This window comes from Paludibacillus litoralis, from assembly GCF_037646705.1.
In the GTDB taxonomy this organism is placed as follows: domain Bacteria; phylum Pseudomonadota; class Alphaproteobacteria; order Rhodobacterales; family Rhodobacteraceae; genus Pikeienuella; species Pikeienuella litoralis.
On sequence record NZ_JBBHER010000005.1, the window covers coordinates 113,360 to 137,804 of the forward strand.

Genomic DNA, 24,445 nt, shown 5'->3' on the forward strand with positions numbered 1-24,445 from the left:
CAGGAGAATAAGCATGACGAGATTAATCAGGTTGGGCCTTGTCGCCTCTCTTCTCTTCCTTCCGCAAGCCTCCCTTGCGCAAGACCTGGACACGACTCCGCTGAATTCGGACACCGGCTATATCTTCACGACGTTCATGCTCCTCGTCTCTGGATTCCTGGTCTTTTTCATGGCGGCGGGGTTCGCGATGCTGGAGGCGGGTCTGGTGCGTAGCAAGAACGTCGCCATGCAGTTGATCAAGAACATCTCGCTCTTTTCGCTCGCCTCGATCGCATATTACATTCTTGGCTACCACCTGATGTATCCGGGGGACGCATGGACCATTCCCAATGTCCTTGGCGCGCTCTCGATCACGTCGCTGGAGCCTGTGGGGCTTGAAGGAGCGCAGCCGGATTTGACCTACGCCTCCGTCGGGGCGGATTTCTTCTTTCAATTGATGTTCTGCGCGGCGGCCGCGTCGATCGTCTCCGGCGCCTTGGCCGAGCGGATCAAGCTCTGGCCCTTTCTGATCTTTGTCGTGGTGCTCACCTCCGTCATCTATCCCATTCAAGCCAGCTGGAAATGGGGCGGCGGCTTCCTGGACGCCATGGGATTTCAGGATTTCGCAGGTTCGAGCGTCGTTCACTCCGTCGGCGGATGGGCGGCGTTGACCGGCGCGATCATACTTGGGCCGCGCCTCGGCAAGTATAGGCACGGCAAGGTCAACCCGTTCCCGGGCTCCAACCTCGCGCTCGCCACGCTGGGCGCATTCATTCTGTGGATGGGCTGGTTCGGGTTCAACGGCGGCTCGCAGCTGTATATGGATACGGCCGGCAACGTTTCCGACATCAGCCGCATCTTCGCCAACACGAATATCTCCGCCGCTGCGGGGGCGGTGACGACCTTGTGTCTGACGCAGCTGCTCTACAAGAAGCCCGACCTCACCATGATCTTGAACGGGGCGCTGGCGGGACTGGTTTCCATCACTGCGGAGCCTCTGACTCCGTCCCTTGTCGAGGCCACATTGATCGGTGCGATTGGCGGTGTGATCGTTGTGTTCGCGGTTCCGATGCTGGACCGGTTCAAAATTGACGACGTGGTCGGCGCGATTCCGGTCCACCTTTTCGCGGGGATCTGGGGAACCATCGCGGTGGTTTTCACCAACGACGCGGCGAACTTGCTCACTCAAATCTATTCGATAGCCATTATCGGCGCGTTCGTGTGTGTCGCGTCAACGGCCGTCTGGATGGCGTTGAAAGCGACGATTGGATTGCGGGTGGATGAGGAAGCCGAGATCGACGGTCTCGATAAGGCGGAGCTGGGAATGGAGGCTTACCCGGAGTTCGCCTTGCTCTGACGGGGCGCGGAAACGCCCGCGCCGGAGCGCATGGGCGGCGGCGCGCCACTCCCGCGCCGCCGCCTCGGCGCGCTTGAACCGCGCGGCGTGGAGGCTCAGGCCCTAATCCGCGGCGAAGCAATAGAGGAGGCCGTCGCCGCCGGTGCTGCGAAGCGCTTCGAGGCCGCACCCGCGGGAAGGATGCGACGAGTTCCATGACTTCGACGGCGGCGTGTCGTCCAGCCCCATGCGGTCATGATGCCCGACCATCGCCGCCCCGTCGCCGCTGCTGGTCCAGTCTTCGCAGGTCTGCGCCGCGGCGGCGCCGTCCGGAAGCGAGCCGGTGAGAATGTCGTGCCGGTTCGGCTTGTCCCCGCGGCCGTTGACGACGGCGCCGGACTCGTCGAGGGCGGTCTCCTTGGTGATGCCGTTCGCGTCGCCATGCAGCGCCTCGACGCTCGCGGCGATCTCGGCGCCCTTCGCATTGAACCAGGGGCCGGTCCCGATGCGGTCGCGGGCGTTCTCGTCGCTGGTCGAGAGATAGGCGCGCCATGTCTTGCCGGCGACCCCGGCCGCCTCGGCGAGACCCGCGCAATGGGCGTCGGCCCCTTCGACGCCGCCGAAATCCGCGCCCTGACCCGGATTGGCGCTGGTGACGAAGAAGCTCATCGAGGCGTCCTGCGCGGCGGCTGTCCCGGCGAGGCAGGCCAGAGCGGTGAACGCGGTGAAAGCGAGGCTCGTGCGGTGTTTCATGGTGGTCCTTCCCAGATCGAAGCCGATCGCCGCCACCATAGCACGCCGCCGCGGCTGACCGTCTGGAAAAATCCGTCGCTCGCGCTGGCGCCGAGCGTGGCGCGGAGCAGGCGTCTCTCGAGTCAAGTGAAAATTTGTATGACAATGCGCTTTCGCGGCGAAACGTCGAACCCTCAGACATCGCCCGAGCGGCGGACCGTTGTGATCGTCCGGCCGCCATGCCCCTTCATGGCGCCGTTCAGCTTGCGTCCCGCAGCGCCGCCATCTTCACGCCCGGAAGGCTATGAATTGCGTCTCCGAGAGGGGTGAAGATGCGCGCCGCCGCAACGCCGTCACCATCTCGCGCGCCAGGCGACCGTGTCCATCCCGCTACACCGAAACGGGCGACCGTGGCGGGAAGGTCGTCCCGCCGCGCACCCTCTTGTCATACGTTCAACCATCGAGCATGAAAGAGGCAGGCTCTACGTCCGGTTGTGAAAATTTTCGAAAACACGTCAGTTCCGTTGTAAGGTGGATGTAATTTGACCAAGTTCGCATGTTAGTTGAAACCCGGACGCCCGATGTCGTTTCGCTTTCCAATGCTGGTGAAGAGCATGTGGTCAGTTTCACGGATGTCGGCTCAGTAACCATTGAGACGGACGTTTCGAACGTCGTGCGTGCGGAGCGCGCTGGCGAAGATCTGATCATCCATCTGCGAAACGGCGACATTGTGCGCATCGCCGATTATTTCGCAGCTCCCGACGACCTGACTATCCTTTTTGAAGACAGTGATCGCGCGTTCTGGGAACTCACCGATCTCACCGGCGCAGATCAGCTTGTAATGACGGTTTCGCCGATCGAATTGGGCGGAGCCAGCGCCGCCGGTCTCGCTGCGTTCGGCATGACGGCTGGCAGCATTGCGCTGGCGGCTGGCGACGACGCCGACTCCGATGCGGATGCCGACGCGGACGCCGACGCGGACGCGGACGCCGACGCGGACGCCGATGCCGATGCTGATGCGGATGCTGACGCTGACGCTGATGCGGATGCCGACGCTGATGCCGATGCCGATGCCGATGCTGATGCGGACGCCGACGCCGACGCCGACGCTGATGCCGACGCGGACGCCGATGCCGATGCTGATGCAGATGCCGATGCTGATGCTGATGCGGACGCTGATGCAGACGCTGATGCCGACGCCGATGCGGACGCTGATGCAGATGCTGACGCCGATGCGGATGCAGACGCCGACGCCGACGCCGATGCGGATGCAGACGCCGACGCCGATGCGGATGCTGACGCCGACGCCGACGCCGATGCTGATGCAGATGCCGATGCAGATGCTGACGCGGACGCCGATGCTGACGCTGATGCCGATGCGGATGCCGACGCTGACGCTGACGCTGACGCTGATGCCGACGCTGATGCCGATGCCGATGCCGATGCCGATGCTGATGCGGACGCCGACGCCGACGCTGATGCCGACGCGGACGCCGATGCCGATGCGGACGCCGATGCGGATGCTGATGCTGACGCCGACGCTGATGCAGATGCTGACGCCGATGCGGATGCTGACGCGGATGCGGATGCTGACGCTGACGCTGACGCTGATGCCGACGCTGATGCCGATGCTGATGCGGACGCCGACGCCGACGCCGACGCTGATGCAGACGCCGACGCCGATGCGGATGCAGACGCCGACGCCGATGCGGATGCAGATGCCGATGCCGATGCCGATGCAGATGCAGATGCCGATGCAGATGCAGATGCCGATGCAGATGCTGATGCTGACGCTGACGCGGATGCTGATGCTGATGCTGATGCTGATGCTGATGCTGATGCTGACGCCGATACGGATGCCGACGCGGACGCCGATGCCGATGCGGACGCCGATGCCGATGCGGACGCCGATGCGGATGCTGACGCGGATGCGGACGCCGATGCTGACGCTGACGCTGATGCAGATGCTGACGCTGATGCCGATGCGGACGCGGATGCCGATGCCGATGCGGACGCTGACGCGGACGCCGACGCTGATGCAGATGCTGACGCTGATGCCGATGCCGATGCGGACGCTGATGCCGACGCTGATGCGGATGCCGACGCGGATGCGGATGCCGACGCGGACGCCGATGCGGATGCCGACGCCGATGCTGATGCTGATGCGGATGCTGATGCTGATGCTGATGCTGATGCGGATGCCGATGCGGACGCGGATGCCGATGCCGACGCGGACGCCGATGCGGATGCCGACGCCGATGCTGATGCTGATGCTGACGCCGATGCTGATGCTGATGCTGACGCCGACGCCGATGCGGATGCAGATGCGGATGCCGATGCGGACGCCGACGCCGACGCTGATGCAGATGCTGACGCTGATGCTGATGCCGACGCTGATGCCGACGCCGATGCGGATGCAGATGCGGACGCCGATGCGGACGCTGACGCCGATGCTGATGCGGACGCTGACGCCGACGCCGACGCTGACGCCGATGCTGACGCTGATGCTGATGCCGACGCTGATGCCGACGCCGATGCGGATGCGGACGCTGACGCCGATGCTGATGCGGACGCTGACGCCGACGCCGACGCTGACGCTGACGCCGATGCTGATGCTGATGCTGATGCCGACGCTGACGCCGACGCTGATGCCGACGCCGACGCTGATGCAGACGCTGATGCCGACGCCGATGCGGATGCCGACGCCGACGCAGATGCGGATGCCGATGCTGACGCGGATGCTGATGCTGATGCTGACGCCGACGCGGATGCTGATGCTGATGCTGATGCTGACGCCGACGCTGATGCAGATGCTGACGCTGATGCAGATGCCGACGCTGATGCCGATGCCGATGCGGATGCCGACGCCGATGCCGACGCTGACGCTGACGCGGATGCGGATGCGGACGCCGATGCCGACGCTGACGCGGATGCCGACGCCGATGCTGATGCCGACGCTGATGCCGACGCCGATGCGGATGCAGATGCGGACGCTGATGCGGATGCCGATGCCGATGCTGACGCGGATGCTGATGCGGACGCCGATGCCGATGCGGATGCAGATGCGGACGCTGATGCAGATGCTGACGCTGACGCTGATGCAGATGCAGATGCCGACGCTGATGCCGACGCTGATGCCGATGCCGATGCGGATGCCGACGCCGATGCCGACGCTGACGCTGACGCGGATGCGGATGCGGACGCCGATGCCGACGCCGACGCGGATGCCGACGCCGATGCTGATGCCGACGCTGATGCCGACGCCGATGCGGATGCCGATGCGGACGCCGATGCGGACGCCGATGCGGATGCCGATGCTGACGCGGATGCTGATGCGGACGCTGACGCTGATGCCGATGCCGATGCCGATGCCGACGCGGATGCCGATGCCGATGCCGATGCTGATGCGGATGCGGATGCCGACGCCGATGCGGATGCGGATGCCGATGCCGATGCGGACGCCGATGCCGATGCTGATGCAGACGCTGATGCAGACGCCGATGCCGATGCAGATGCGGATGCGGATGCGGATGCGGACGCTGATGCAGACGCTGATGCCGATGCCGATGCGGATGCCGACGCTGACGCGGATGCCGATGCGGATGCTGATGCTGACGCTGATGCAGATGCCGACGCTGACGCGGATGCGGACGCCGATGCCGACGCCGATGCGGATGCGGACGCCGATGCCGATGCCGATGCCGATGCTGACGCCGACGCCGACGCCGACGCAGACGCGGACGCCGACGCGATCGACAACGAGGTCACGCTGGAGCTGGAGGTCACGCCTTCGACGAGCAATCAGCCTTTGCAGACCGAATCTGTCGGAGCGCTTCTTGACGTCGGTTTGCTTGCGGGGACGGTCGACGTGGGCGTGCTTGCCGGCGGCAGCGTGCTTTCATTCGCCGTGGCTGAGAATACGACCGAGCAGGTAAGCGTGGATGGAAGCGGCTCAGCAGCCCTGAACCTGGCGCTTTTCGGCGACGTTGATTTCGATATTCAGGTGTATCGGGCGGAGGAGGGGAGTTCTCAGGCGTCGCTGGTCTATGAGCAGGCGGACTGGCTGGTCGGATCAGGAAGCATATTTAGCGCGTCGTGGAGCGCCGCAGAACTCGCATTGCCGGAGTTTCAGGGCGGAGGCACCTATTATGTGATCCTCGGGAATGATGGCGGGCTTTTGAATGTCTCCTTGCTGGGGGGGCTTTCCGTCAGCACCACGTCCGATGTGATTACCGATTACCGTCCGCCGGCGACGGTTGGCGGAACGATCTCGGGGAACGTGATCTCCGATGTGGGCGCCGGCGGCGCCGACACCGCCCCTCCCGGGACGGTCGTATCCGCGGTGGATGGCGTGGCTGTGGAGATCGGCGGAAGCGATATCGCCGGCGCTCACGGCACTCTCTCGATCAATCCGGATGGAAGCTATACTTACACGCCGGACTCGACGTTCGAGGGAGCCTATGGCGATCAGGAGACGTTCGATTACACGATCACCGCTCCGGGCGGCGCTTCCGACACCGCGCAACTGACTGTGACGCTCGACTTCTCCGGCCCGCCGGAGGCCGCCGCGCGGCTGGCGTTCGCCGCCTTCGAGGCCGGGGACGATCCGGACGCCGTGGATGTTTCGGAGCGCGCCGACGTGGACGACGAGACCGGGGCGACCGCGTTCGATCCAGACGCCCTCTCTCTGGAAGATGGGCCGGACCTGGTGAGCTACGATTTTCTGGAGAAAGAGCCCGCCGCAGATGATGTGACTGTTCCTGACCTCGACCACGACGATGCTGTCGATCTCTCTGAAGCGTTGCCCGAGCCGGCGCCCGAAACTCTCTCCGAATTTGGATCGGAAGAGGAGCGTGACGGCGCCCTCGGCGCCTCTCCGGATCCGCTCGCCGAGAGCGAATTCGCGAATGCGGCCGGCTCCGAAGGGGGGAGCCAATCGCTTGAGGAACTGGAAGAGGGGATGCTTGGGAAACCGTTGGTTTGATGTGATGGAACCTGAGGTTTCACACAGAAAGAAAACACAATGGATGACGGGCGTCGCCTGCGGCCTTTGCTCGTCTTTTCTGATCGCGGCGTGCAGCCCGGAACCGACGCAGGAAATTCGGCGCATCCGACCTCTGACCGAGGATGGCGTCGAGCTCAGCTCCAATGATCTTGCGCGCGTTGACATCAGCTCAAGCGGAGTCGCGCCGTTGATCCTGGGCACGTTGCGAACCCGGGAAGATATCGTTGAAGCCGCGCAGAAGGTGAAAGCCGGACTTGCAAGAATAGATGAAGCGCACGCTGGCTATTACCCTCAGGTTTCAGGGGGGGTGATTTCCGGAATCGCCGGTGACAGGAAGAAAAGCCCACGCCCACAAGTGACTGCGTCTCAGCTTCTTTACGATTTTGGAGAGACCTCCCGCGCCGTATCGCGGGAAGTGCTCGCGTCGCAGAGGGAGCACATGCGCTTCCTTCAAGTCGTGGATGAGGAGCTCGCCGAGACCGCCAAGACCTATTGGATCATGCGGCGCTATGCGGAAGAGCAGGCGGTTTCGGATGAACAACTGCGGACCATGCGGGAGTTGGAGAGGCTGAGCCAATCTCGCTCCAGTGAAGGAGTGAACTCCGCCACGGATCTTCTGGAGGCGCAACGTCGGGTTCAGTCCGCCGAGACGATCCTGCGGCAGGCGCAGCTCGAAATGGCGAGCGCCAATCGCCGCCTGTCAAGATTTTCAGGCGTCAGCGAGGGCGTCTCCGAGGACGCCCTGGGAGCGATCGACCTGATATGCCAGAGCGAAGAAATTGACGATGAGCTGTCACCTCGGATTCAGGTGGCCGCGTTGCAGAAAGCGATCTCCGAAATTGATTTGAAGGACGCTGAAAACGCCCTCCTTCCGACCGTGTCACTGGAAGCTGTCGCCAACCAGGATATTTCCGGCTCCTATGACAGCAATGTCGGGTTGAACCTGAGGGTGGACAGCGCATTATTCAGCGGCGGCGCGCATCGTTCGCGCGAGGTGATCGCGGTGAAGACGGCGGAGGCGGCCGACGCGGCCCTCGAGGCGGCTCGCCAGGATGTCGCGCTCGATTACGAAAACGCAATCGCCGACATAATGACCCGGCGCGCTCTCATAGACGCTTTGGAAGAGCAGGCGGGCATGCTGGACGAAACCCGGCGGCTCTACCGCCGTCAGTTCGTCGAGTTGGGAAGCCGGACCATCGAGGACGTCCTCGATATGGAAGATGAATATTACCGTTCTCTGCGCGATCTGGCCGGGACCCGTATGAATCTTCAGGTCGCCCAGATCGAGTGCATCAAAAGCACAGGTCGGTTGCGCGCCCGTCTCGGATTGGATGGCAAGTTCCTTCATGGTCTTGCGCTGAGCTCATGACCGAAGACGTGATCACCGTGGCGCAAGAGAGCCCGGGCGACGCGGCCTCCGGCGCCGACAGCGGCATCATCTCGGCCTTGCGCCACATCGCGCGCGGCTTTCATCTGAGCTTTTCGGAGCAGGCCGTCCGGGCGGCCATGGATTGGCGAAAACAGGCCGACGCGGTTGAACAGCTTCATGAGATCGCCGGTCGGCTGGGGCTCGAACTCCATGCCGTCAGAGCGGATGCGCGGAAGATCGACCCGCTTCATCCGCCGGTTCTGGTTCTTCAACCCGGCGCTGACGTGCTGGTGGTGGAGAGCGTCTCTCACGCGGATATCGCCACCTTCTGGCGGTTCTCCGGGCGTCTGAGCTACAGGAACGAACGGCCGCTGGCCAAGCTGATCAAGGAAAGCGACGGCGTTTGGCTCGTGCGGGCGAGGCGCAGCCTGCCGGACGCCCGGATCGACGCCTATATCGCGCCGGTCCGGGAGAATTGGCTGCGCCGCGTGCTCTTTCCTTCGCTCCGGCCCTATTTCACCGTCATCATCGCCTCCTTCCTCACCAATGTTCTGGCGCTGGCGGGCATCCTGTTCTCGATGCAGGTCTATGATCGGGTCATCCCCGCGCAGTCCCATCACACGTTGACCGTGCTGTTCATCGGCGTCGCCATCGCCTTTTTTTTCGAGTTCTTTCTGAAGCAATCGCGCTCCGTGCTGCTCGACATTCTGGGACGGAACGCTGGCCTCAGGCTTTCCGAGCAGGTCTTCGGGCGCGCGCTGCGCATTCGCAACGATCATCGGCCCAAATCGACCGGTAGCTTCATCGCTCAGCTTCGCGATATCGACACCATGCGCGAGGTCCTGACGTCGACATCGGTCGGCGTGCTGATGGATCTGCCGTTCTTCGTCCTTTTCTGCTGGCTGTTCTGGATGATCGCCGGTTGGCTGGTCCTGATCCCGGTCGCCGCTCTGGCCGCGATCATCTTGCCGGGGCTTGTCATGCAGCCGAAGCTGCGGAAGTCGGCCCAACAGGCGCAGCGCGAGGCGGCTCTGCGCAACGCCATTCTGGTGGAAACGATCCAGGGGATCGATGATATCAAGGCGTTGCAGGCCGAAGAGCGGTTCGAAAACATCTGGCGTGAAACTTCGGCGGCGACCGGCGAGGCGCAGTCCCAGGAAAGACGGCTGGTCGCGGGGCTCACCGCGTGGACTCAAATCGTGCAGCAGAGCGTCTATGCGGTGACCGTCGCGATAGGGGCTCCGATGGTCATGATCGGCGAGATCACCACCGGCACGCTTGTCGGCGCGTCAATTCTGGGCTCGCGCATGATCGCCCCCATGAGCCAGATTTCGGGGGTGCTCTCACGGCTTCAGCAAGCCCGCGTCGGAGCGCAGGGGCTGACGAAAATCATGACGTCGCCCGTGGATCATCCTTCCGATGAAGCGCGCGTCTCCCTGTCCCGGATCACCGGCCAATATACGTTCGAGAACGCGGCGTTCAGCCATCGCAGCGACCCGCCGCCCGCGTTGACGGTGGCGCATATCCAGATCGAAGCCGGGGAGCGTATCGGAGTGGTCGGCCGCAACGGAGCCGGGAAGTCCACTTTGCTGCAGGCCATGGCGGGGCAATTGATGCCGTCGGTCGGTCAACTGAGGCTGGACGGGGTATCGATCGATACGATCGACCCAGCGGATCTTCGCCGCGACATCGCCTATCTTTCCCAGAATTCAAACCTGTTTTTCGGGACGCTGCGCGACAATCTGCTGCTGGGGAAGCCTTCCGCCACGGACGCTGAATTGCTCGCCGCGTTGTCCCTTGCAGGGGGGGAGGCGTTCCTGAGCCGGTTCTCCAAAGGTTGGAACTACCAGATCATGGAAGGGGGGCTCGGCCTCTCCGGGGGCCAGAAACAGACGATCCTGTTGGCTCGCCTCGTGCTGCGGAATCCATCGGTCCTTCTGTTGGATGAGCCGACGTCTGCGATGGACGATACGACCGAACGCCATTTCATCGAGAAGCTCAGCATCGCGTCGCAGGGGCGGACGCTTGTCGTGGCGACGCACCGGCGCCGGATCCTGCAACTGGTGGACCGGTTGGTGGTGCTGGACAGGGGCCGGGTCGTTCTGGACGGCCCGCGCGAACAGATCCTGGCGCAAATGCGACGAGAGAGGACATGACCTCGTTCTCCTCCGCGACGCCGCCTCGGGGCATTGAAGAGCGACAGGCCCGGACGCAATCCCGGATCATCTGGCTCACCATGTTGCTTTTCACGGTGGCCGTAAGCTGGGCCTGGGCCGCGCGGCTCGATGAGGTGACCACCGCCGAAGGGCAGGTGATCCCGATTCGGCAGGAGCAGGTCGTCCAGTCGCTCGAAGGTGGCTTGCTGCGCGAACTGAGAGTGCGTTCTGACGAGATTGTCGAGGCCGGCGAGGTGCTTGCCCGGCTTGACCCTACGGGGACGGAGGCGAGCGTCGATGAGACCGAGGCTCAGCTTCAGGCCCGTCAGGCGCGGATCGCCCGGCTAACCGCCGAGATCACCGATCAGGCGTTGCAGTTTCCCGAAACCCTGGTGGCCCAGAGGGAGCTGATCGCCACGGAGAGGGCGCTTTATGACGCGCGTCGCGACAGTCTGGCGAAGACGCTTTCGTTGGTTCGGGACTCGCGGGCTCTTCTGGAGGAAGAACTTCAGGCCATGACCCGGCTCTCTTCATTGGGGGCTTCATCGCGAATGGATGCGGTGAGACTTCAGCGCCAGATGGTCGACTTGAACATGAAAGAGGCCGAGATCCGGCATGATTATTATGTCACCGCAAATGAGGAGCTGGCCAAGACCAAGGCTGAGGCCGAGGCTCTGGCCGCGGAGTTGCGTGGCGGGAAGGATCGTCTCGAACGGCTGACCTTGCGCTCGCCGGTGCGCGGCATCGTGAAGGATATCGCCGTGACCACGGTTGGTGGGGTCGTCGCTCCGAATGGGGAGCTGATGACGATCGTGCCGCTCGATGAGGAACTCCTTGTGGAAGCCAGAGTTCACCCTCGGGATATCGCCTTCATTCGCCCGGAGATGCGCGCCACGGTCAAGGTGACGGCCTATGATCACGCGATCTACGGGACGCTGGAGGGCGAGGTCAGGTCGATTTCACCGGATTCCATCCGTGACGAGACGGATCCACAGAAGCGCTACTATCGCGTCTTTGTGCGGAGCGACGCCTTTGAGCTGACAAACAAGGCGGGAAGAAAATTCGCCGTCACGCCGGGCATGGTGGCCACGGTCGATATCCATACCGGCTCCAAGACCGTGTTGGAGTATCTTGTGAAACCCTTCAATCGGGCGGCCGAAGCCATGCGCGAACGCTAGTCTTTCATGCAAAACCCATCCATCTCCCGCATTCTGGATGAGCTCGGCTCGCGGATCGCGCCGCTGCCAGATCCCTATCCGCGGCACATCGTTTTCGTTTCCGGGACCGAGGGCGACAGCCGCGCTCAAGTGCGAACGATCACGGCCTCCAACCTGATAGACCTGCGTGAGAAGCTGGAGGGAGGGGAGCTCGCCCGCTTGCTCGCCGCCCGTCATGTTCGGTTGGATTGGGTGACGGATGTGCGCGCTCTCTCCTTTCGCGCCTACAAGGAAGCGTTGCGAAAGGTGAAGCGAAACTATAGCCGAAAAGGGGTGTCGCTGGACGCCAGCTTCCGGCAGGCGGTGACCGAGGGAGAATTGAACGGCGGCGCGTTGCTCTATAAAGGCTCGCGGGCGCCCCATTGCGAAATCAACCTCAACAATTTCGAGATTTACTGGCGGCGCCGGTTTGGCGCGTCATTTTCACTTCCGCAAGACGGTGATGACATTTTCCTGTTCCAGTCGGAGGGGCTGTTTCAGGATCGCGACAGCGGCGTTCTTCACCCGCTCATGCCGTCGGGCCGCAATGGCGGGCGCCGCGTCTTCGACGTCAACCAGCCCGAAAATCTCGATCTCCTGATACGTGAAAGCGCCGCCTATCTGGCCGCTCAGGTCAAGGAGGACGGGATGTTCCACTATGGCTGGCGCCCAAGCTTCGATCGTCCGATCGATCATTACAACACGTTGCGCCACGCCAGCAGCACCTACGCGCTTTGCGAAGCCCATGGCGTGCTGCAAGACGGCGCCATACGGGCGGCCATCGAACGGTCTCTGAAGAAGATTTCAAAAACTCTGGTCAAACACACCATCGGACGGGCCGGGTCGGCGGCTTATCTGATGGACGCGGGCGGGGAGGTCAAACTCGGCGGAAACGCAGTCGCCATTCTGGCGCTCTGCAAATTTGTCGAGGTGACGGGGGACACGCGTTGGCTGGATCTGGCGCGGCGCCTGGGAAACGGACTCGTATCGATGCAACGCGAGGATGGCGGGTTCCATCATATCCTGGATTCCGAGACCCTGACGCCGAAGGAGGAGTTTCGCACCGTCTATTATGATGGGGAGGCGGCGTTTGGGCTCATGCGCCTCTATGGAGCGACTGGCGAACAGCGCTGGCTCGACGCGGCCCGTCGCGCCGTCGATCATTTCATATCCAGGGAGTACTGGCGCCACCACGATCACTGGTTGGCCTATTGCGTCAATGAACTCTCGAGGCATCGCTGCGACAAGCGGTATGTCCGTTTCGGAATCCGCAACATCGAGGGGTATCTCGACTTCATTCGAGATCGCATCACCACCTTTCCGACGCTGCTGGAACTGTGTTGCGCGACGCGCCTTCTGGTGCGCAGAGCACTGGAGGATCCGACGCTGGTTCCGGTCGTCGATCGGCTGGACCTGACCGCTTTTAAGGAGGCCATGGAAGCCCGGGCGCAATATCTGACGAACGGGTTCTTTTTTCCGGAAGTCGCAATGCACTTTCGAAATCCCGCCCGAATACTGGGAAGCTTTTTCATTCGACACCACGGATTTCGGGTGCGCATTGACGATGTGGAGCATTATCTTTCCGGCCTGATCGCCTATCGCGCCTATCTCGAAGAACGGAGCGAGTTTTCTGAAATCTGCAAGCGGCAAAGACTGCGCCTGAAGCCTGAGGAAAAGCGAATAGATTGGAAATCAACCGATATTCTGGACCTTCTGGAGGATGCGAAATGGCTCCGCCCGCCGGATTCTCCGATCGAGGTCAACGGCGTTTCTCTCTATGCGCCCAGCATGAACGAGGACGATATCGTTTTTGTCCGACAGAAAGAAGGCGATATGGGCGTCGCGCCGTGGCAGTTGGAGACAATCGGCGATACGCCGCGCATCGCGATCGTGAGCGCCGATTGCGGCGCCCCGATAAGGGCCGACGCTGTCTTGCAGGTCCCTGATATGCAGGAGGCTTTGCTCTCCCTCGCGACGAGCGCTCGAGATCACCTTTCCGGCCCGGTCATCGGCGTCACCGGCAGCGCCGGCAAGACCAGCGTGACGTCCATGATCGCACATTGTCTCGACGAGGTGGGAAAGGTTCACAGCACGCGCTTCAGCGCGAACATGCTCCGCGGCATCGCCTGGAATCTCTGCTGCGCGCCGCATGATACAGAATACTGCGTCCTGGAAATGGCCATCGGGCAGATGAAGAGAAACACCCGTCTGGTGCGGCCGGACATCGCCGTCTTCACCAACATCCACCCGGCGCATCTGATCTATCACAAGAACATGTCCACCATCGCGAAGAAGAAGGCTGCGATCTTCGCCGCGATGCCGGAACACGGGGTCGCCATCCTGAATCGTGACATGAACGAATACAAAATTGTCGAGGAGGCGGCCGGAAGGAAAGGGCTCCGAATCGTAACCTACGGGTGGACCGATACGTCGGACATCCATCCCGCCTCATCCGATACGTCGTCAGCCCGGAAGGTCGCACTGGAAGTTTTTGGCGAACGCCACATTGCGCCCATCGTTGGAGCGGGGCGCTCCGCGGTCGAGAACACGATGGCCATCGTGGCCGTGTTACATGTTTTGAACCAACCGATCGCCCCTACCGTCGGACGGCTCGCGACTTTCGCCAGAACAGTCGGTCGTGGCCAGATCATCGATTTGGCGACCTCGGGAGGCTCTGCGGAAATCATCGACCATTCCTATAATGCGAATCCAGCGTCGATGCGCGCGGCGCTGGACGAGTTTTTTGCGACGCCTTGCAGGGGGAGGCGCGTCATCATTCTCGGCGACATGGCGGAACTCGGCGAGGACAGTCGATTGGCGCATATCGAGTTGCTCGGATTTCTAAAGGAGCAATCGATGGATTCCGTCTATCTTGTCGGCGATGAGTTCAAGGCGTGTATGCCTGATGTTCAGGACGATGGCAGGTTCCGGTTCACCACCGTCGGCGACCTCGACGGGATCCTGCTCGGGGAGGCGGATGCGGGTGATGTCTTTCTCGTCAAAGGCTCCAAAAGCACGGGCCTGTTTTCATATCTTGAAAAGTTCAGAACGCTCTCGCCGAGCGTTCACTGATGCGGATGCGTCGCCGGTGACCTGCCTCGCGTGTCAGGGCTGGCGCAGATCCGAGAAGTTCAATTTTGGGAGGACGTGCAGCTTCACCGGTTTTCGGCGCGCCCGAAAGGGCGGGGGGCCTTGCCTTGTTGAGACTCTGGTCGGAGAAAACGGCCGCGATCCCGGTCGCGGCGCCGCGAGGCGCCACCGCGTCTTGCGGTCAGGCTCTCAGCGCCGCGCCGCGGTCCCGAACGTCACCTCGGATCGGTGATCACCACATAGGTCACGGAAGAGCCGCTATACTGAGGCGCATACCAATTTCCTCCGCACTGCTTGTAGCCAACGCCGTCGACCACAATCGTCTGGCAGTTGGGCGGCAGCGTTCTGACGATGGCTCCGATCACCATCGCCGTGGCGACGCCGGCCACGAACCCGCCGCCGTTATGGTAATGATGATCCACATCGACATCGATATGGCGCGAACCGTTCACATTCACGTTCCGGTTCACGTTCCGGTTCCTGTTGGCGTTCACATTTCTGTTCACGTTGGCGTTTCTGTTCACGTTGGCGTTCCTGTGAACATTATGCTGCCCGCTGCTGCGGACATGTCCGCCGCCGCCCCGGCGCCCGCCGCGCGCCTCCGCTGAATCCGCCGCGAGAGCGAGAACGACAGGCGCTGCAACGGCCAACACGGCCTGCACGCTGGTGGTGATCTGCGCCGCGGGCAAAATCATCGCCAACGCCGTGACCGAAGAGACAAGAATGCGCATAATCTGATCTCCGATTTACTTGTCGGCCTTGTGGGCTTTTGCAGTCGCGAACGGGATCGGTATCGCGTCCTCGGGCGGCTTGAATGTGAAGCGATTGTCGGCGATCTCCAGCTCCGGCGTGACAGTCACGGTCGCATGGAAGGTCGGGCGCGCATCGTCCGTCAGGTCGACGATCGAATAGCCGCAGGGCAGTCCTTCTTCAGTGTCTTCGATCCAGATCTGCCAGTCCACATCGGGCTGTCGCAGGGCGAACTGATCGCAGACCCGGTTTCCGAGCCGCGATCTTCCCAGATACCGGGCCGACGTGATCGCCTCGAAATCGTCGTCGTCCGCGCCCCAGAGGAAGAGGTCCGCGAGCGGCACCTCGAACTCATATTTCGAAGCGACCTCAGCCACCAACTCGCTCAGAGAGCCATTGTATGGCACTTGCGTGTAATAGCGGAGGATCGGGGCCCAGAGCGTCGCGCTCTCCCCATCGAAGTAGAAGATCCTCTCGCGATCCGGTGACGACCGGCTGATCCGCAGGCCATGAGGCGGGGCCGCTTCGGCGGTAACCTGTTCGATGATCATGGTTTTCTCGCCGGAGTCGAGAACCTCTTCCCAGGCGAGAGTCCCACGAATTGAGAACGCAGGCAGCGCGCGCAATGTCGCGCCCATGTCCTTCACCGCCTGAACCACATCGGGATCGACGGCCGGCGCCTCGTCGTCCTGGCCGAACGCGGCTCCGGCGAGGAATGTCGCGCCTATCGCCACTGTGGCGCTGAACTTCAGGCCGCGCATAACAGAATTTCCGATCATAATCAGCCTTCCAGTTTCAATATATGCGCAAGAGGCGTTTGATATGCTTGAGTTTTTCACGCCTGTTGTCAATGGCGCAGGAAGAGCCGGCCGCGTGGCGCCCGGCCGAAAGGTCGCTGGCCGATATCGGGCGCGGCGCTTCGCCGAAGGAGGCCGGCCACGCTACTCGCCCTCCGGAGCGAAGACCGTCGCCCAGTCGTCCTTCATGCTGATCACGCGCCAGCCCTTGTCGCCGGCTTCATCCATCAGGGACTGCGTGAAGGCGCCGAAATGGGTGTCGGCCTCGCCGTTCGCCGGGCCATAGGCGTATTCGCGCGTCGCATCGTCATGGAACACCAGCATCATCAGGCGCGCGCCGTCGCCCGCGGCGGTCCATTCGAGCATCTGTCGGTCGCCGTCGGAATTGCCGAAGGCGGCGATCGGGCGCTTGCCGATGAACTGGTTGATTGAGACGGGCTTGCCGCCCTTGTCATTGTTGAAATTGAGCTCCGGCAGACGCAGGAGCGTCGGAGTTCCGTCCACGATCTTGTATTCGGTCTTGATCGACGAGCCGATCACCTGCTGCGCCGGGACGCCATAGGCGTCCATCGTCACCGGCCGCATGAATTCCACGCCGCCGCCCGAGACGATGTAGGTGGCGAACCCGTTCCCACGCAGATACTCGAGGAGCTCCACCATGGGTTTGTAGGTGAGTTCGGTGTACGGGCGCTCGAACCGCGGATGCTTGGCGGTCTGAAACCAGTCGGTGACGACCTTCTCGAAGCCCCCCGTGCTCATCCCGGCATGAGTGACCATCATCACGTCGATGAGGCCCTTCTCGCCCGCCGCGCCGAGCGCCTTCATGTCGCCCTCAAGAACGGCCTTGAACGGTTGCTCGTCCTTCCATTCCGGGTGCTTCGGCGCCAGCGCCTTCACGCGGTCCAGCGCGAACGCGAGCTGGGTGTAGATCGGATGCTCGGTCCAGAGCGTTCCGTCATTGTCGAACGTGGCGATCCGGTCCTCCGGCGCCACATAATCCTTGCTCGAAACATCGGTGACGGTCTCGACGAATGTGACGATCGCCGCCTTGGCGTCGCCGTCGTTCCATGACGGCAGGGGGGTGTCCTCAGCCAGCGCTGGAAAGGCGAACGCCAGCGCGGCGGCGGTGATCAGGGCGATCCTGGCGCGCATTTTGATCTCCAAGCCTGAATTGTCTCGCAGCCCGGTCCGGGCCGTTCAGAAATCGTGAGGCCGGGCCCGTTTCCGGGCCCGACCAGATCGCGACCCGGCGTCAGTTGCCGCTCGGCAATCCGAGGGTGAAGCCGTCCTTCGCCAGCGCGTCGCGGACATACTGGAACCGCTGGTACTGGGTGAGGGTGATCGGCCCGGCGTAGCTGTCGCTCTGCAGCTTGCGCGGCGGATACTCGACATATGTCTTCACCTTGTCGGTGATCGCCGTGGTGGCCGGAACCAGCGCCCAGGTGCTTTCCGTGAAGGTCGTCATGAAGATGTCGTAGCGCTCCTGCGGATCCGCGGCGAGGTCGAAGACCTGCGGCACGGTGGCGACATAGGCTTCCGCGCCCTTCCAGCCGAGGTTGGTGTCGACGGCCAGGCCGCCGGTCTCCTGGCCGTTGTCGCCGCGAAGGTTGAAGACATACTTGTAGTTGCCGACGCGCGCGGCGCCGGGGGACAGCTCGTTCTCGGTGTAGTAGAACCACTCGTTGCGCTTGTAGTCGCCTTCGCCGGTCATGATCGGGGTCATGTCGAAGCTGTCGAAGATGATCGGCTTGTCCTCACGGTCCTTCGTGGGCAGGTCGACGCCGGCGACGGACGCGAAGGTCGCCATCAGGTCGAGCCCGCCGGCGATCGCATCGCTACGCGAGTCAGGTTGGATCTTGCCCGGCCAGCGGGCCAGGGCCGGAACGCGGTTGCCGCCTTCGCGCACGGTTCCCTTGGTGCCGCGGAACGGGGTGTAGCCCGCATCCGGATAGACATCCTGCCAGGCGCCGTTGTCGACGGTGTAGAACACCAGGGTGTTGTCGGCGAGCCCGAGCTCGTCGAGCTTTTTCAGAACGTTCCCGATCCTTGTGTCCAGCTCGACCACGGAATCCGCATATTTCGATTTCGAGATCGAGGAGTTGATGAAGTCCGGATGCGGCAGGTTCGGCTGGTGGTTCTTCATGAAGTTGACGTTGATGAAGAACGGCGTGTCCTTGTCCTTGGCGGCGTCTTCGAGAAACTCATAGGCGGTCTCCTGGACATAGGCGTCGAGGTAGGGAATGCCGACCACGCCCTTTTCAGGCGTATCGACATACTGACCGTTGACCTTGAAGTCTTCCTTGGCCGTCTCGCCAGCGAGGCCGGAGAGCGACCCTGTGGTCGACTTCACGAAAATATCGCGCAGGTCGGCCGGCATCTGCGGGAACCATTCCGCATCCGTATAGGTGTAGGCGTTCAGGTGATAAAGGAAGGCGTTCTTCATCACGTCATAGCCCTGCGCGTTCGGCAGCGCGTAATCCGACTCGCCCAGATGCCATTTGCCGGTGAAATACGTCTTGTATCCGGCGGTTTTCAGCACCGAGGCCAGCGTCCATTCCGCCGCCGGCAGCCCGCCGCCTTGGCCCTGGAATGCCACCGTGGTCATGCCTGAGCGGTTCGGAATGCGCCCGGTCTGCATGGCGGCGCGGCCCGGCGTGCAGCTGGGCTGGCCATAGAAATTGGTGAAGAACATGCCGTCTTCGGCGAGCTGGTCGATGTTCGGCGACGGCATCCCGCGCGCCTCGCCGCCCATATAGGGGCCAAGATCGCCCCAGCCGGTGTCGTCGGATACGATCAGCAGGATGTTGGGCTTGCTCTCCGCCGCGCTCTTGTCTTGCGCGAATGCAGGCGCTGACAACGCCGCAAAGCTGACGGCGAAGGCCGGCAGCGTGGTCAGTAATGCGTATCTCATAGCTTCTCGCTCCTCAGTGTCGATTTCGATCTGATTTCCAGATCATTGGATTTTCGCGCTGCGTCTCGGTCGTTGTCGCCATATCGGCCGATCTTCTGTTGTCGTGATCCGGCGGCGGCGCTGGTTTCGCTGCTCTGAGAATTCAGCCCCGCTACCGTGGGAGACGCGCCAGATATGTCGAAATCTCCTCACGGATGTCGGACTCGATCTCGTCGAGAATGACGCGGTACTCCCTGGCCCGTTCGACATGGCCGGCTCCGGCCTCCTCCCAACGCCGAAGCGCCGCCACCGCCTCCTCGTAGTCTTCGCAAACCCCCATGAAGTCTGGCTCCTGGCCGCACAGCCTGTGGATCACCAGCTCGTGCTCGGGAAACCTGTTGAAGACGGCCGTGAGCTTCGCCACTCAGATCGTCCCCGATAATGCTGCGGCCGCTGTTCCTGTTGTGGGCCCAAGTGTCCGCGGGGGCTGCGAGGCCTGCAAGTCCGGTACGGTACGTACCCTGGAGGGGAGGGGCCGGCGCCGAGGGAAATATCAGCTTCGCATTCCTGACCTTGCGCGGTATTCTCGGGGCATCGGGCCGGCCGTATCGGGGACGCGCCGCCAGACGGAGAGCATGTGGCTGAGATGATCGACGCGACCGCTCAAGCCAACGCCGCATCGGCCGTCGGGCCTTCCGCTGACGCGGTGCGCGCCCAACTCGCCCGCATTCTCGACAGCGCGGCGCTGCGAGGCAGTCAGCGGCGGCGTGAACTTCTGACCTATCTGGTCGACGAGACGCTGGCTGGCCGCGGCGGCAAGATCAAGGGCTACTCCGTGGCGCTCGCCGTCTTCGGCCGCGACGAGACGTTCGATCCCAGCGCCGATCCCGTCGTCCGGCTTGAGGCCGGGCGCCTGCGCCGCTCGCTCGACAGCTATTATGTCGACGCCGGCGCGCGCGACGCGGTGCGCATCACGATCCCGAAGGGCGCCTATGTCGCGCATTTCACCTGGCGGGAGCGAGACGGCCCCCTCCCGGAAGAGGAGGGCGCCCGCGTGGAGGCGCCGCCGTTCCGGCCCGTCGAGACGCCTCTGACGGGGCCGAGCGATGCCGGCGCCGCGCGCATCAGGCGCCAGGCGCGCGCCTGGAGCGGTTGGCGGCCGGCGGTTCTCCTGGCCACGCTCTTTTTCCTGGCCGGTCTTTTTTGGATCTGGCTTCGGGAGGATGCGCCCGAGGCGGCGGGCGTCCACATTCCCGAAATCATCGTCCTGCCCTTCGAGACGCTTGGCGACGGGAACAGCTTTCTCGCGGATGGACTGACGCAGGAGCTCATCACCGACCTGATGCGGTTCTCCGCGTTCCGGCTCTATTCCATTCCCGCCAGTTTTCGCCAGAACGCCGAAGCGAATCCGGAGGAACTGGGGCGCGGGCTTGGCGTCTCCTATGTGGTCACCGGCAGCGTCCGCTCCGACTCCGGCGCCGTCAAGATCAACGCCCGGCTCGCCGATGCGGATTCCGGCCGGATCATCTGGAGCGAGACCTACGACCGCGGCCTCACGCCGGGCGCGCTCCTCGATGTGCAGGGGGAGCTGGCCGCCGGCATCGCCTCCGCGCTCGGGGAGCCTTATGGGATCGTGCATCGCGACGTGGCCGACCGCCTGCAAAGCGGCGCGATCCCCAGCATGCCGAGCTATGAATGCGTGCTGCGCGCCTACGCCTACCGGCGCACCTTCGCCGACGATCTCCGCGCGCCGACCTTCGCTTGCCTTGAACAGGCGACCCGCCGCGATCCGGGATACGCCGCGGCCTGGGCGCTGCTCGCCTGGCTGCATCTCGACGCCGCCCGGTTCGAGGCGTCGCCGGGCGAGGACCTGACCCCTGCGCTCGCCCCGGCGCTGGAGGCGGCGCAGCGCGCCGTCGTCATCGCGCCGACGAGCGTCGTCGCGCTCCAGGCCCTCGCCGCGATCAACTACTATCTCGGCGACTTTGACGAGTCCGAACGCATCCATCAGGAGGCGCTCGCCCTGAACCCCGACGATCCCGAGACGCTCGCGCAGTTCGGCTGGCGGCTGGCGGCGCGCGGCAGATCCGCCGAAGGCGTCAGCTACGGCCAGCGCGCCATCGACCGAAGCGTCAGCCCGCCTGGCTGGTACTTCAACGCCAGCGTGCTCGACGGCCTCGTGCGGGGCGACTACGCGGAAATGCTCGCCAGCGCGGAGCGCGCCAGCGTCGATGGATCGGGCATGAGTCAGGCCTTCATCGCCATCGCGCAGGCTGAACTCGGCGGCGCGGCGGCGGCCCAGGAGGCGCTTGCGCGGATGGCGGAGCTAGCGCCGAGGCTCGCGCGCGACCCCGCCGCAGTCTACCGCATGCACGGGGCGGCCGACGACATCGTCGCGTCCCTCGTCAACGGTCTGCGCAAGGCGGGCTGGCGCGAGCCTGCGACGCCCTGACCGGGCGGCGACGCAGGAGGAATGCTGGTTGAGGCGCGCCGAATTCCGGCCAGGATGAGACGCCCTCGACCCGGCTGGCGCGAAAGGCGCGTTCAGCCCTGGTTCAATTGACGGTGCAGCGCCAGCAAGGCGGGGGCGTCCGGATTGGCCTGCAAGGCGAGGCGCGCGGCCTGGCGCCCGGCGTCGGCGCCGTTGAACGCGGCCTCGATACGGATGATCATCACCCAGGCGTCGACAAGCTGCGGGTCCAGCCTGACGGCCTTGCGAAAGGCCTCGTTCGCCGCGGCGAAGTCTCGCGCCACAAGAGCGGAGCCGCCCAGAACCAGATGCGTTTCGGGAAAATCCGCCCGGTTGGACAGGGATCGCCGCCAGTCCGTGATCGCCTCGTTCAGATCGGCCGCCATCGCATCCGGCATATGCGCGATCGGCGCCGCCAGCAGCGCTTGCGCCACGTCGAAGCGCACGGGCCGCGCCGGATCCGTCAGCATGCCAACCAGCATCTGCGCCATGCGTTGCGGATCGCCCGCTCTTTGCAGCCGCACCGCCGACGAGCGCGCCAGAGCGCTCTCGTCCTCCAGAAAAGGAGCGGTCGCGGCGACGATATCGGCGGTCGCGGCGGGCTGCATCAGATGCAGGGCGGTGGCGCGGACGATGTCGGCGTGATCCTCATCCCGGGCAATGGCCAGCAATGCGGGCGCCGCCCCGGCCGGGTCCGATGCGGCCTGCGCAAATACCGGGCCGAAATGAGGGCCGCGCTTGTCGGACTCCGGATACCAATCGGCGATCTTCGCGGCCGCCCAGTCCGGCGTCTCGTCCTTGTGGCATGTCGTGCAGGCGTCCGGGGCGCCGGTCTTGCCGGTCAGATCGGGGCGCGGGATGCGAAAGCTGTGATCGCGGCGCGCGTCGACGCCCATATAGATCTGCGTCGTCATATGGCAGTTAACGCATCGCGCGCCTTCCGAGCCCTCTGAGTGGAAATGATGGGCGGGGCTATCGAACGCCTTCAGCGGCAGGCTGGGAAAGTCCGGATCGCCCGCCGGCGAATGGCACTGGGCGCAGACCGCGTCGCCGTCCGCGACCAGCTCCGCCGTGTGCGGGTCATGGCAATTCATGCAGCTGACGCCCTTGGCGTACATCCTGGATTGCAGGAAAGAGCCGTAGACGTAGACCTCTTCCTTGATCTGCCCGTCGGGGAAATACAGATCCGGCGTCAGCAGCGCCAGGCGATAGGCGTCGTCATAGGGGGTTCCGGGGATCGGATCGCCATCGTTGAAGGCTTCTCTGCGGGAATGGCATCCGGCGCATTGCTGGATCCAGCCCTCGGGGCCGGCTTCAGTCGCCATGGTGAACCCATATGCGTCGAGGCCTGACGGAACGGGCGGCTCCAGCGTCCGGGCCCAATCGAGATGCGCCGATCCCGGACCATGGCAGGCCTCGCACCCCACGCCGATTTCGGCTTGCGTCGACTGGTAGTGGCGCGCCTCGGCGTCATAGTTCTTCTCGAAGCCGGTCGCATGACATTCAGCGCAGCGCGCGTTCCAGTTCTTGTAGGGGCCGGTCCAGTGCAATCCGTCGTCGGGCGGCAGGTCCTGATCCGGATAGAGATGGAACCAGCGCTTGCGGTCGGTGTCCCAGACCACGTCAAAGCTCTGCAAGCGGCCGGGTTCCGTTTCGAACAGATATTGCTGCAGCGGCTCTATGCCGACGACCGAATGGACATCGCGGACGGTCGTCTCGCCGCCGCGTTCGGTCACTTTGGCGTGGTGGCCGCTCTCGTCCCGCGAAAACGCGACCGAGAGGCCGCCCCCCTGAAAGACCGCGCCGTCAAAATCCGCAACCACGGTCCCGTCGGAGGGAAGGGTCCAGGCGAGGTCGTGATGCGACGTCTTCCAAAGCTCGGCCTGCTCGAGATGGCAATCGGCGCATTCGGCGGACCCGACATAGGATGGCGCGTCCTGCGCGGCGGCGGTTGAGAGGCTTGTGAGCGCCAGCAGGATAAAAATGCGGAATGTCATCGGTTTGGTCGCCCTGATGTCGGCGCCGACGCCGTTGATGGGCGCATTCCAGCTCATGTCGCACACGCCCCTGTTCAAGCGACTATGTCTCGACGCCCCGCGTATGACAAGAAGAGTTGATGAGCGTTGAGGTCTGACCTGGCGCTGGAGTCCGCCTTCGGGGGGGGGGCGGTGATTGAGCGGCCCGATGTCCGGAGCTTCTCTGGGCGTTCCCCTGTCGCAGCCGATAGTCCCGCCGATTTCAGATGAAACCGGCGACGAGAGCCGGCGCGTCAAGATCCGCGCGTGACTTGGGAGCCTGCCGGCCCGATCCGCCGCCCGGATATCCGACGATCGGCGCGGAGCGGTCTGAGCCGGCGTTCGGGGCCTGCTGACCATCGCTTCGATTTCGATGGAGAAAGTAAATTCATTTATTTCAGGTAGTTATGACTTTTATCCCGATTAAATGCAGCCAATTTGCGACAGGGTGCATTTGAATCGAACTTCACCTCTTGCGCCTCTTCCAAAAGTCGTTATCTGGCGCGATGCTAAATGGATGTGGCGGCGTCGGTCCCGGGCCACGGGGACCAAGGGAGGCTGAGATGAATCATCAGGATTTCATGCGTCAGTATCGTCACAATATGGGCTCATGGCCCGCCCTTGTGCTGGTCTACTCCATCCTTGTCGCGGGCTTTCTCG

15 protein-coding genes and 1 pseudogene are annotated in these 24,445 nt (G+C 63.5%); 9 read left to right on the forward strand and 7 right to left on the reverse strand.

The window, feature by feature from the left end:
- The first annotated feature begins 13 nt into the window (after window positions 1–13).
- Window positions 14–1,336, forward strand: a complete 1,323-nt coding sequence (locus WG921_RS09720; RefSeq protein ID WP_340109033.1) for an ammonium transporter — start codon at window positions 14–16, stop codon at window positions 1,334–1,336.
- A gap of 102 nt (window positions 1,337–1,438) precedes the next feature.
- On the opposite strand, the gene WG921_RS09725 is transcribed toward WG921_RS09720, so the two are convergent.
- Entirely contained in the window at window positions 1,439–2,068 is a 630-nt protein-coding gene (locus WG921_RS09725) for a hypothetical protein (RefSeq protein ID WP_340109034.1), read from the reverse strand.
- Window positions 2,069–2,603: 535 nt separating this feature from the next.
- Here WG921_RS09725 and WG921_RS17895 point away from each other — a divergent pair.
- The 7 genes and pseudogenes from WG921_RS17895 to WG921_RS09755 all read left to right on the forward strand — a co-directional run.
- Window positions 2,604–2,852 (forward strand): annotated as a pseudogene (locus WG921_RS17895) (BapA prefix-like domain-containing protein); the annotation flags it as partial.
- A gap of 112 nt (window positions 2,853–2,964) precedes the next feature.
- Entirely contained in the window at window positions 2,965–5,982 is a 3,018-nt protein-coding gene (locus WG921_RS09730; RefSeq protein ID WP_340109035.1) for a hypothetical protein, read from the forward strand.
- Window positions 5,916–7,031: an Ig-like domain-containing protein gene (locus tag WG921_RS09735; protein WP_340109036.1), complete on the forward strand. Its 1,116-nt coding sequence runs from the start codon at window positions 5,916–5,918 to the stop codon at window positions 7,029–7,031. The genes WG921_RS09730 and WG921_RS09735 overlap by 67 nt, the downstream gene beginning before the upstream one ends.
- 43 nt (window positions 7,032–7,074) lie before the next feature.
- Window positions 7,075–8,421 carry a TolC family protein gene (locus WG921_RS09740; protein WP_340109037.1) on the forward strand — a complete coding sequence of 449 codons (1,347 nt, stop codon included), beginning with the start codon at window positions 7,075–7,077 and terminating at the stop codon, window positions 8,419–8,421.
- On the forward strand, window positions 8,418–10,577 hold the full coding sequence (locus WG921_RS09745) for a type I secretion system permease/ATPase (RefSeq protein WP_340109038.1): 2,160 nt from the start codon (window positions 8,418–8,420) through the stop codon (window positions 10,575–10,577). Before WG921_RS09740 ends, WG921_RS09745 begins: the two co-directional genes overlap by 4 nt.
- An 80-nt stretch (window positions 10,578–10,657) precedes the next feature.
- Window positions 10,658–11,755: an HlyD family efflux transporter periplasmic adaptor subunit gene (locus WG921_RS09750; protein WP_340109039.1), complete on the forward strand. Its 1,098-nt coding sequence runs from the start codon at window positions 10,658–10,660 to the stop codon at window positions 11,753–11,755.
- Between the two features lie 6 nt (window positions 11,756–11,761).
- Window positions 11,762–14,845 (forward strand): Mur ligase family protein, encoded by a 3,084-nt coding sequence (locus WG921_RS09755; RefSeq protein WP_340109040.1) that lies wholly within the window; start codon window positions 11,762–11,764, stop codon window positions 14,843–14,845.
- Window positions 14,846–15,078: 233 nt separating this feature from the next.
- Here WG921_RS09755 and WG921_RS09760 read toward each other — a convergent pair whose 3' ends face one another.
- The 5 genes from WG921_RS09760 to WG921_RS09780 all read right to left on the reverse strand — a co-directional run bounded on the left by WG921_RS09760 (window position 15,079) and on the right by WG921_RS09780 (window position 19,724).
- Window positions 15,079–15,594 (reverse strand): hypothetical protein, encoded by a 516-nt coding sequence (locus WG921_RS09760; protein ID WP_340109041.1) that lies wholly within the window; start codon window positions 15,592–15,594, stop codon window positions 15,079–15,081.
- Window positions 15,595–15,609: 15 nt separating this feature from the next.
- Window positions 15,610–16,374 carry a DUF2092 domain-containing protein gene (locus WG921_RS09765; RefSeq protein ID WP_340109042.1) on the reverse strand — a complete coding sequence of 255 codons (765 nt, stop codon included), beginning with the start codon at window positions 16,372–16,374 and terminating at the stop codon, window positions 15,610–15,612.
- A gap of 180 nt (window positions 16,375–16,554) precedes the next feature.
- On the reverse strand, window positions 16,555–17,562 hold the full coding sequence (locus WG921_RS09770) for an HAD family hydrolase (protein WP_340109043.1): 1,008 nt from the start codon (window positions 17,560–17,562) through the stop codon (window positions 16,555–16,557).
- 100 nt (window positions 17,563–17,662) lie between these two features.
- On the reverse strand, window positions 17,663–19,321 hold the full coding sequence (locus WG921_RS09775; protein ID WP_340109044.1) for an arylsulfatase: 1,659 nt from the start codon (window positions 19,319–19,321) through the stop codon (window positions 17,663–17,665).
- A gap of 151 nt (window positions 19,322–19,472) precedes the next feature.
- Complete coding sequence (locus WG921_RS09780) at window positions 19,473–19,724, reverse strand: hypothetical protein (RefSeq protein ID WP_340109045.1); 252 nt, start codon at window positions 19,722–19,724, stop codon at window positions 19,473–19,475.
- A 213-nt stretch (window positions 19,725–19,937) separates the two neighbouring features.
- Here WG921_RS09780 and WG921_RS09785 point away from each other — a divergent pair, with 213 nt between their 5' ends.
- The gene (locus WG921_RS09785; RefSeq protein ID WP_340109046.1) at window positions 19,938–21,752 is read left to right on the forward strand and encodes a tetratricopeptide repeat protein; all 1,815 of its coding nucleotides are present in this window, start codon (window positions 19,938–19,940) and stop codon (window positions 21,750–21,752) included.
- A gap of 92 nt (window positions 21,753–21,844) precedes the next feature.
- On the opposite strand, the gene WG921_RS09790 is transcribed toward WG921_RS09785, so the two are convergent.
- Window positions 21,845–23,824: a multiheme c-type cytochrome gene (locus WG921_RS09790; protein WP_340109047.1), complete on the reverse strand. Its 1,980-nt coding sequence runs from the start codon at window positions 23,822–23,824 to the stop codon at window positions 21,845–21,847.
- Between the last annotated feature and the right edge of the window lie 621 nt (window positions 23,825–24,445).

Coding starts and splice junctions, on each gene's coding strand:
- WG921_RS09720 (WP_340109033.1), top strand. CDS start 14: ATGACGAGATTAATCAGGTTGGGCCTTGTCGCCTCTCTTCTCTTCCTT.
- WG921_RS09725 (WP_340109034.1), bottom strand. CDS start 2,068: ATGAAACACCGCACGAGCCTCGCTTTCACCGCGTTCACCGCTCTGGCC.
- WG921_RS09740 (WP_340109037.1), top strand. CDS start 7,075: ATGACGGGCGTCGCCTGCGGCCTTTGCTCGTCTTTTCTGATCGCGGCG.
- WG921_RS09745 (WP_340109038.1), top strand. CDS start 8,418: ATGACCGAAGACGTGATCACCGTGGCGCAAGAGAGCCCGGGCGACGCG.
- WG921_RS09750 (WP_340109039.1), top strand. CDS start 10,658: ATGTTGCTTTTCACGGTGGCCGTAAGCTGGGCCTGGGCCGCGCGGCTC.
- WG921_RS09755 (WP_340109040.1), top strand. CDS start 11,762: ATGCAAAACCCATCCATCTCCCGCATTCTGGATGAGCTCGGCTCGCGG.
- WG921_RS09760 (WP_340109041.1), bottom strand. CDS start 15,594: ATGCGCATTCTTGTCTCTTCGGTCACGGCGTTGGCGATGATTTTGCCC.
- WG921_RS09765 (WP_340109042.1), bottom strand. CDS start 16,374: ATGCGCGGCCTGAAGTTCAGCGCCACAGTGGCGATAGGCGCGACATTC.
- WG921_RS09770 (WP_340109043.1), bottom strand. CDS start 17,562: ATGCGCGCCAGGATCGCCCTGATCACCGCCGCCGCGCTGGCGTTCGCC.
- WG921_RS09775 (WP_340109044.1), bottom strand. CDS start 19,321: ATGAGATACGCATTACTGACCACGCTGCCGGCCTTCGCCGTCAGCTTT.
- WG921_RS09790 (WP_340109047.1), bottom strand. CDS start 23,824: ATGAGCTGGAATGCGCCCATCAACGGCGTCGGCGCCGACATCAGGGCG.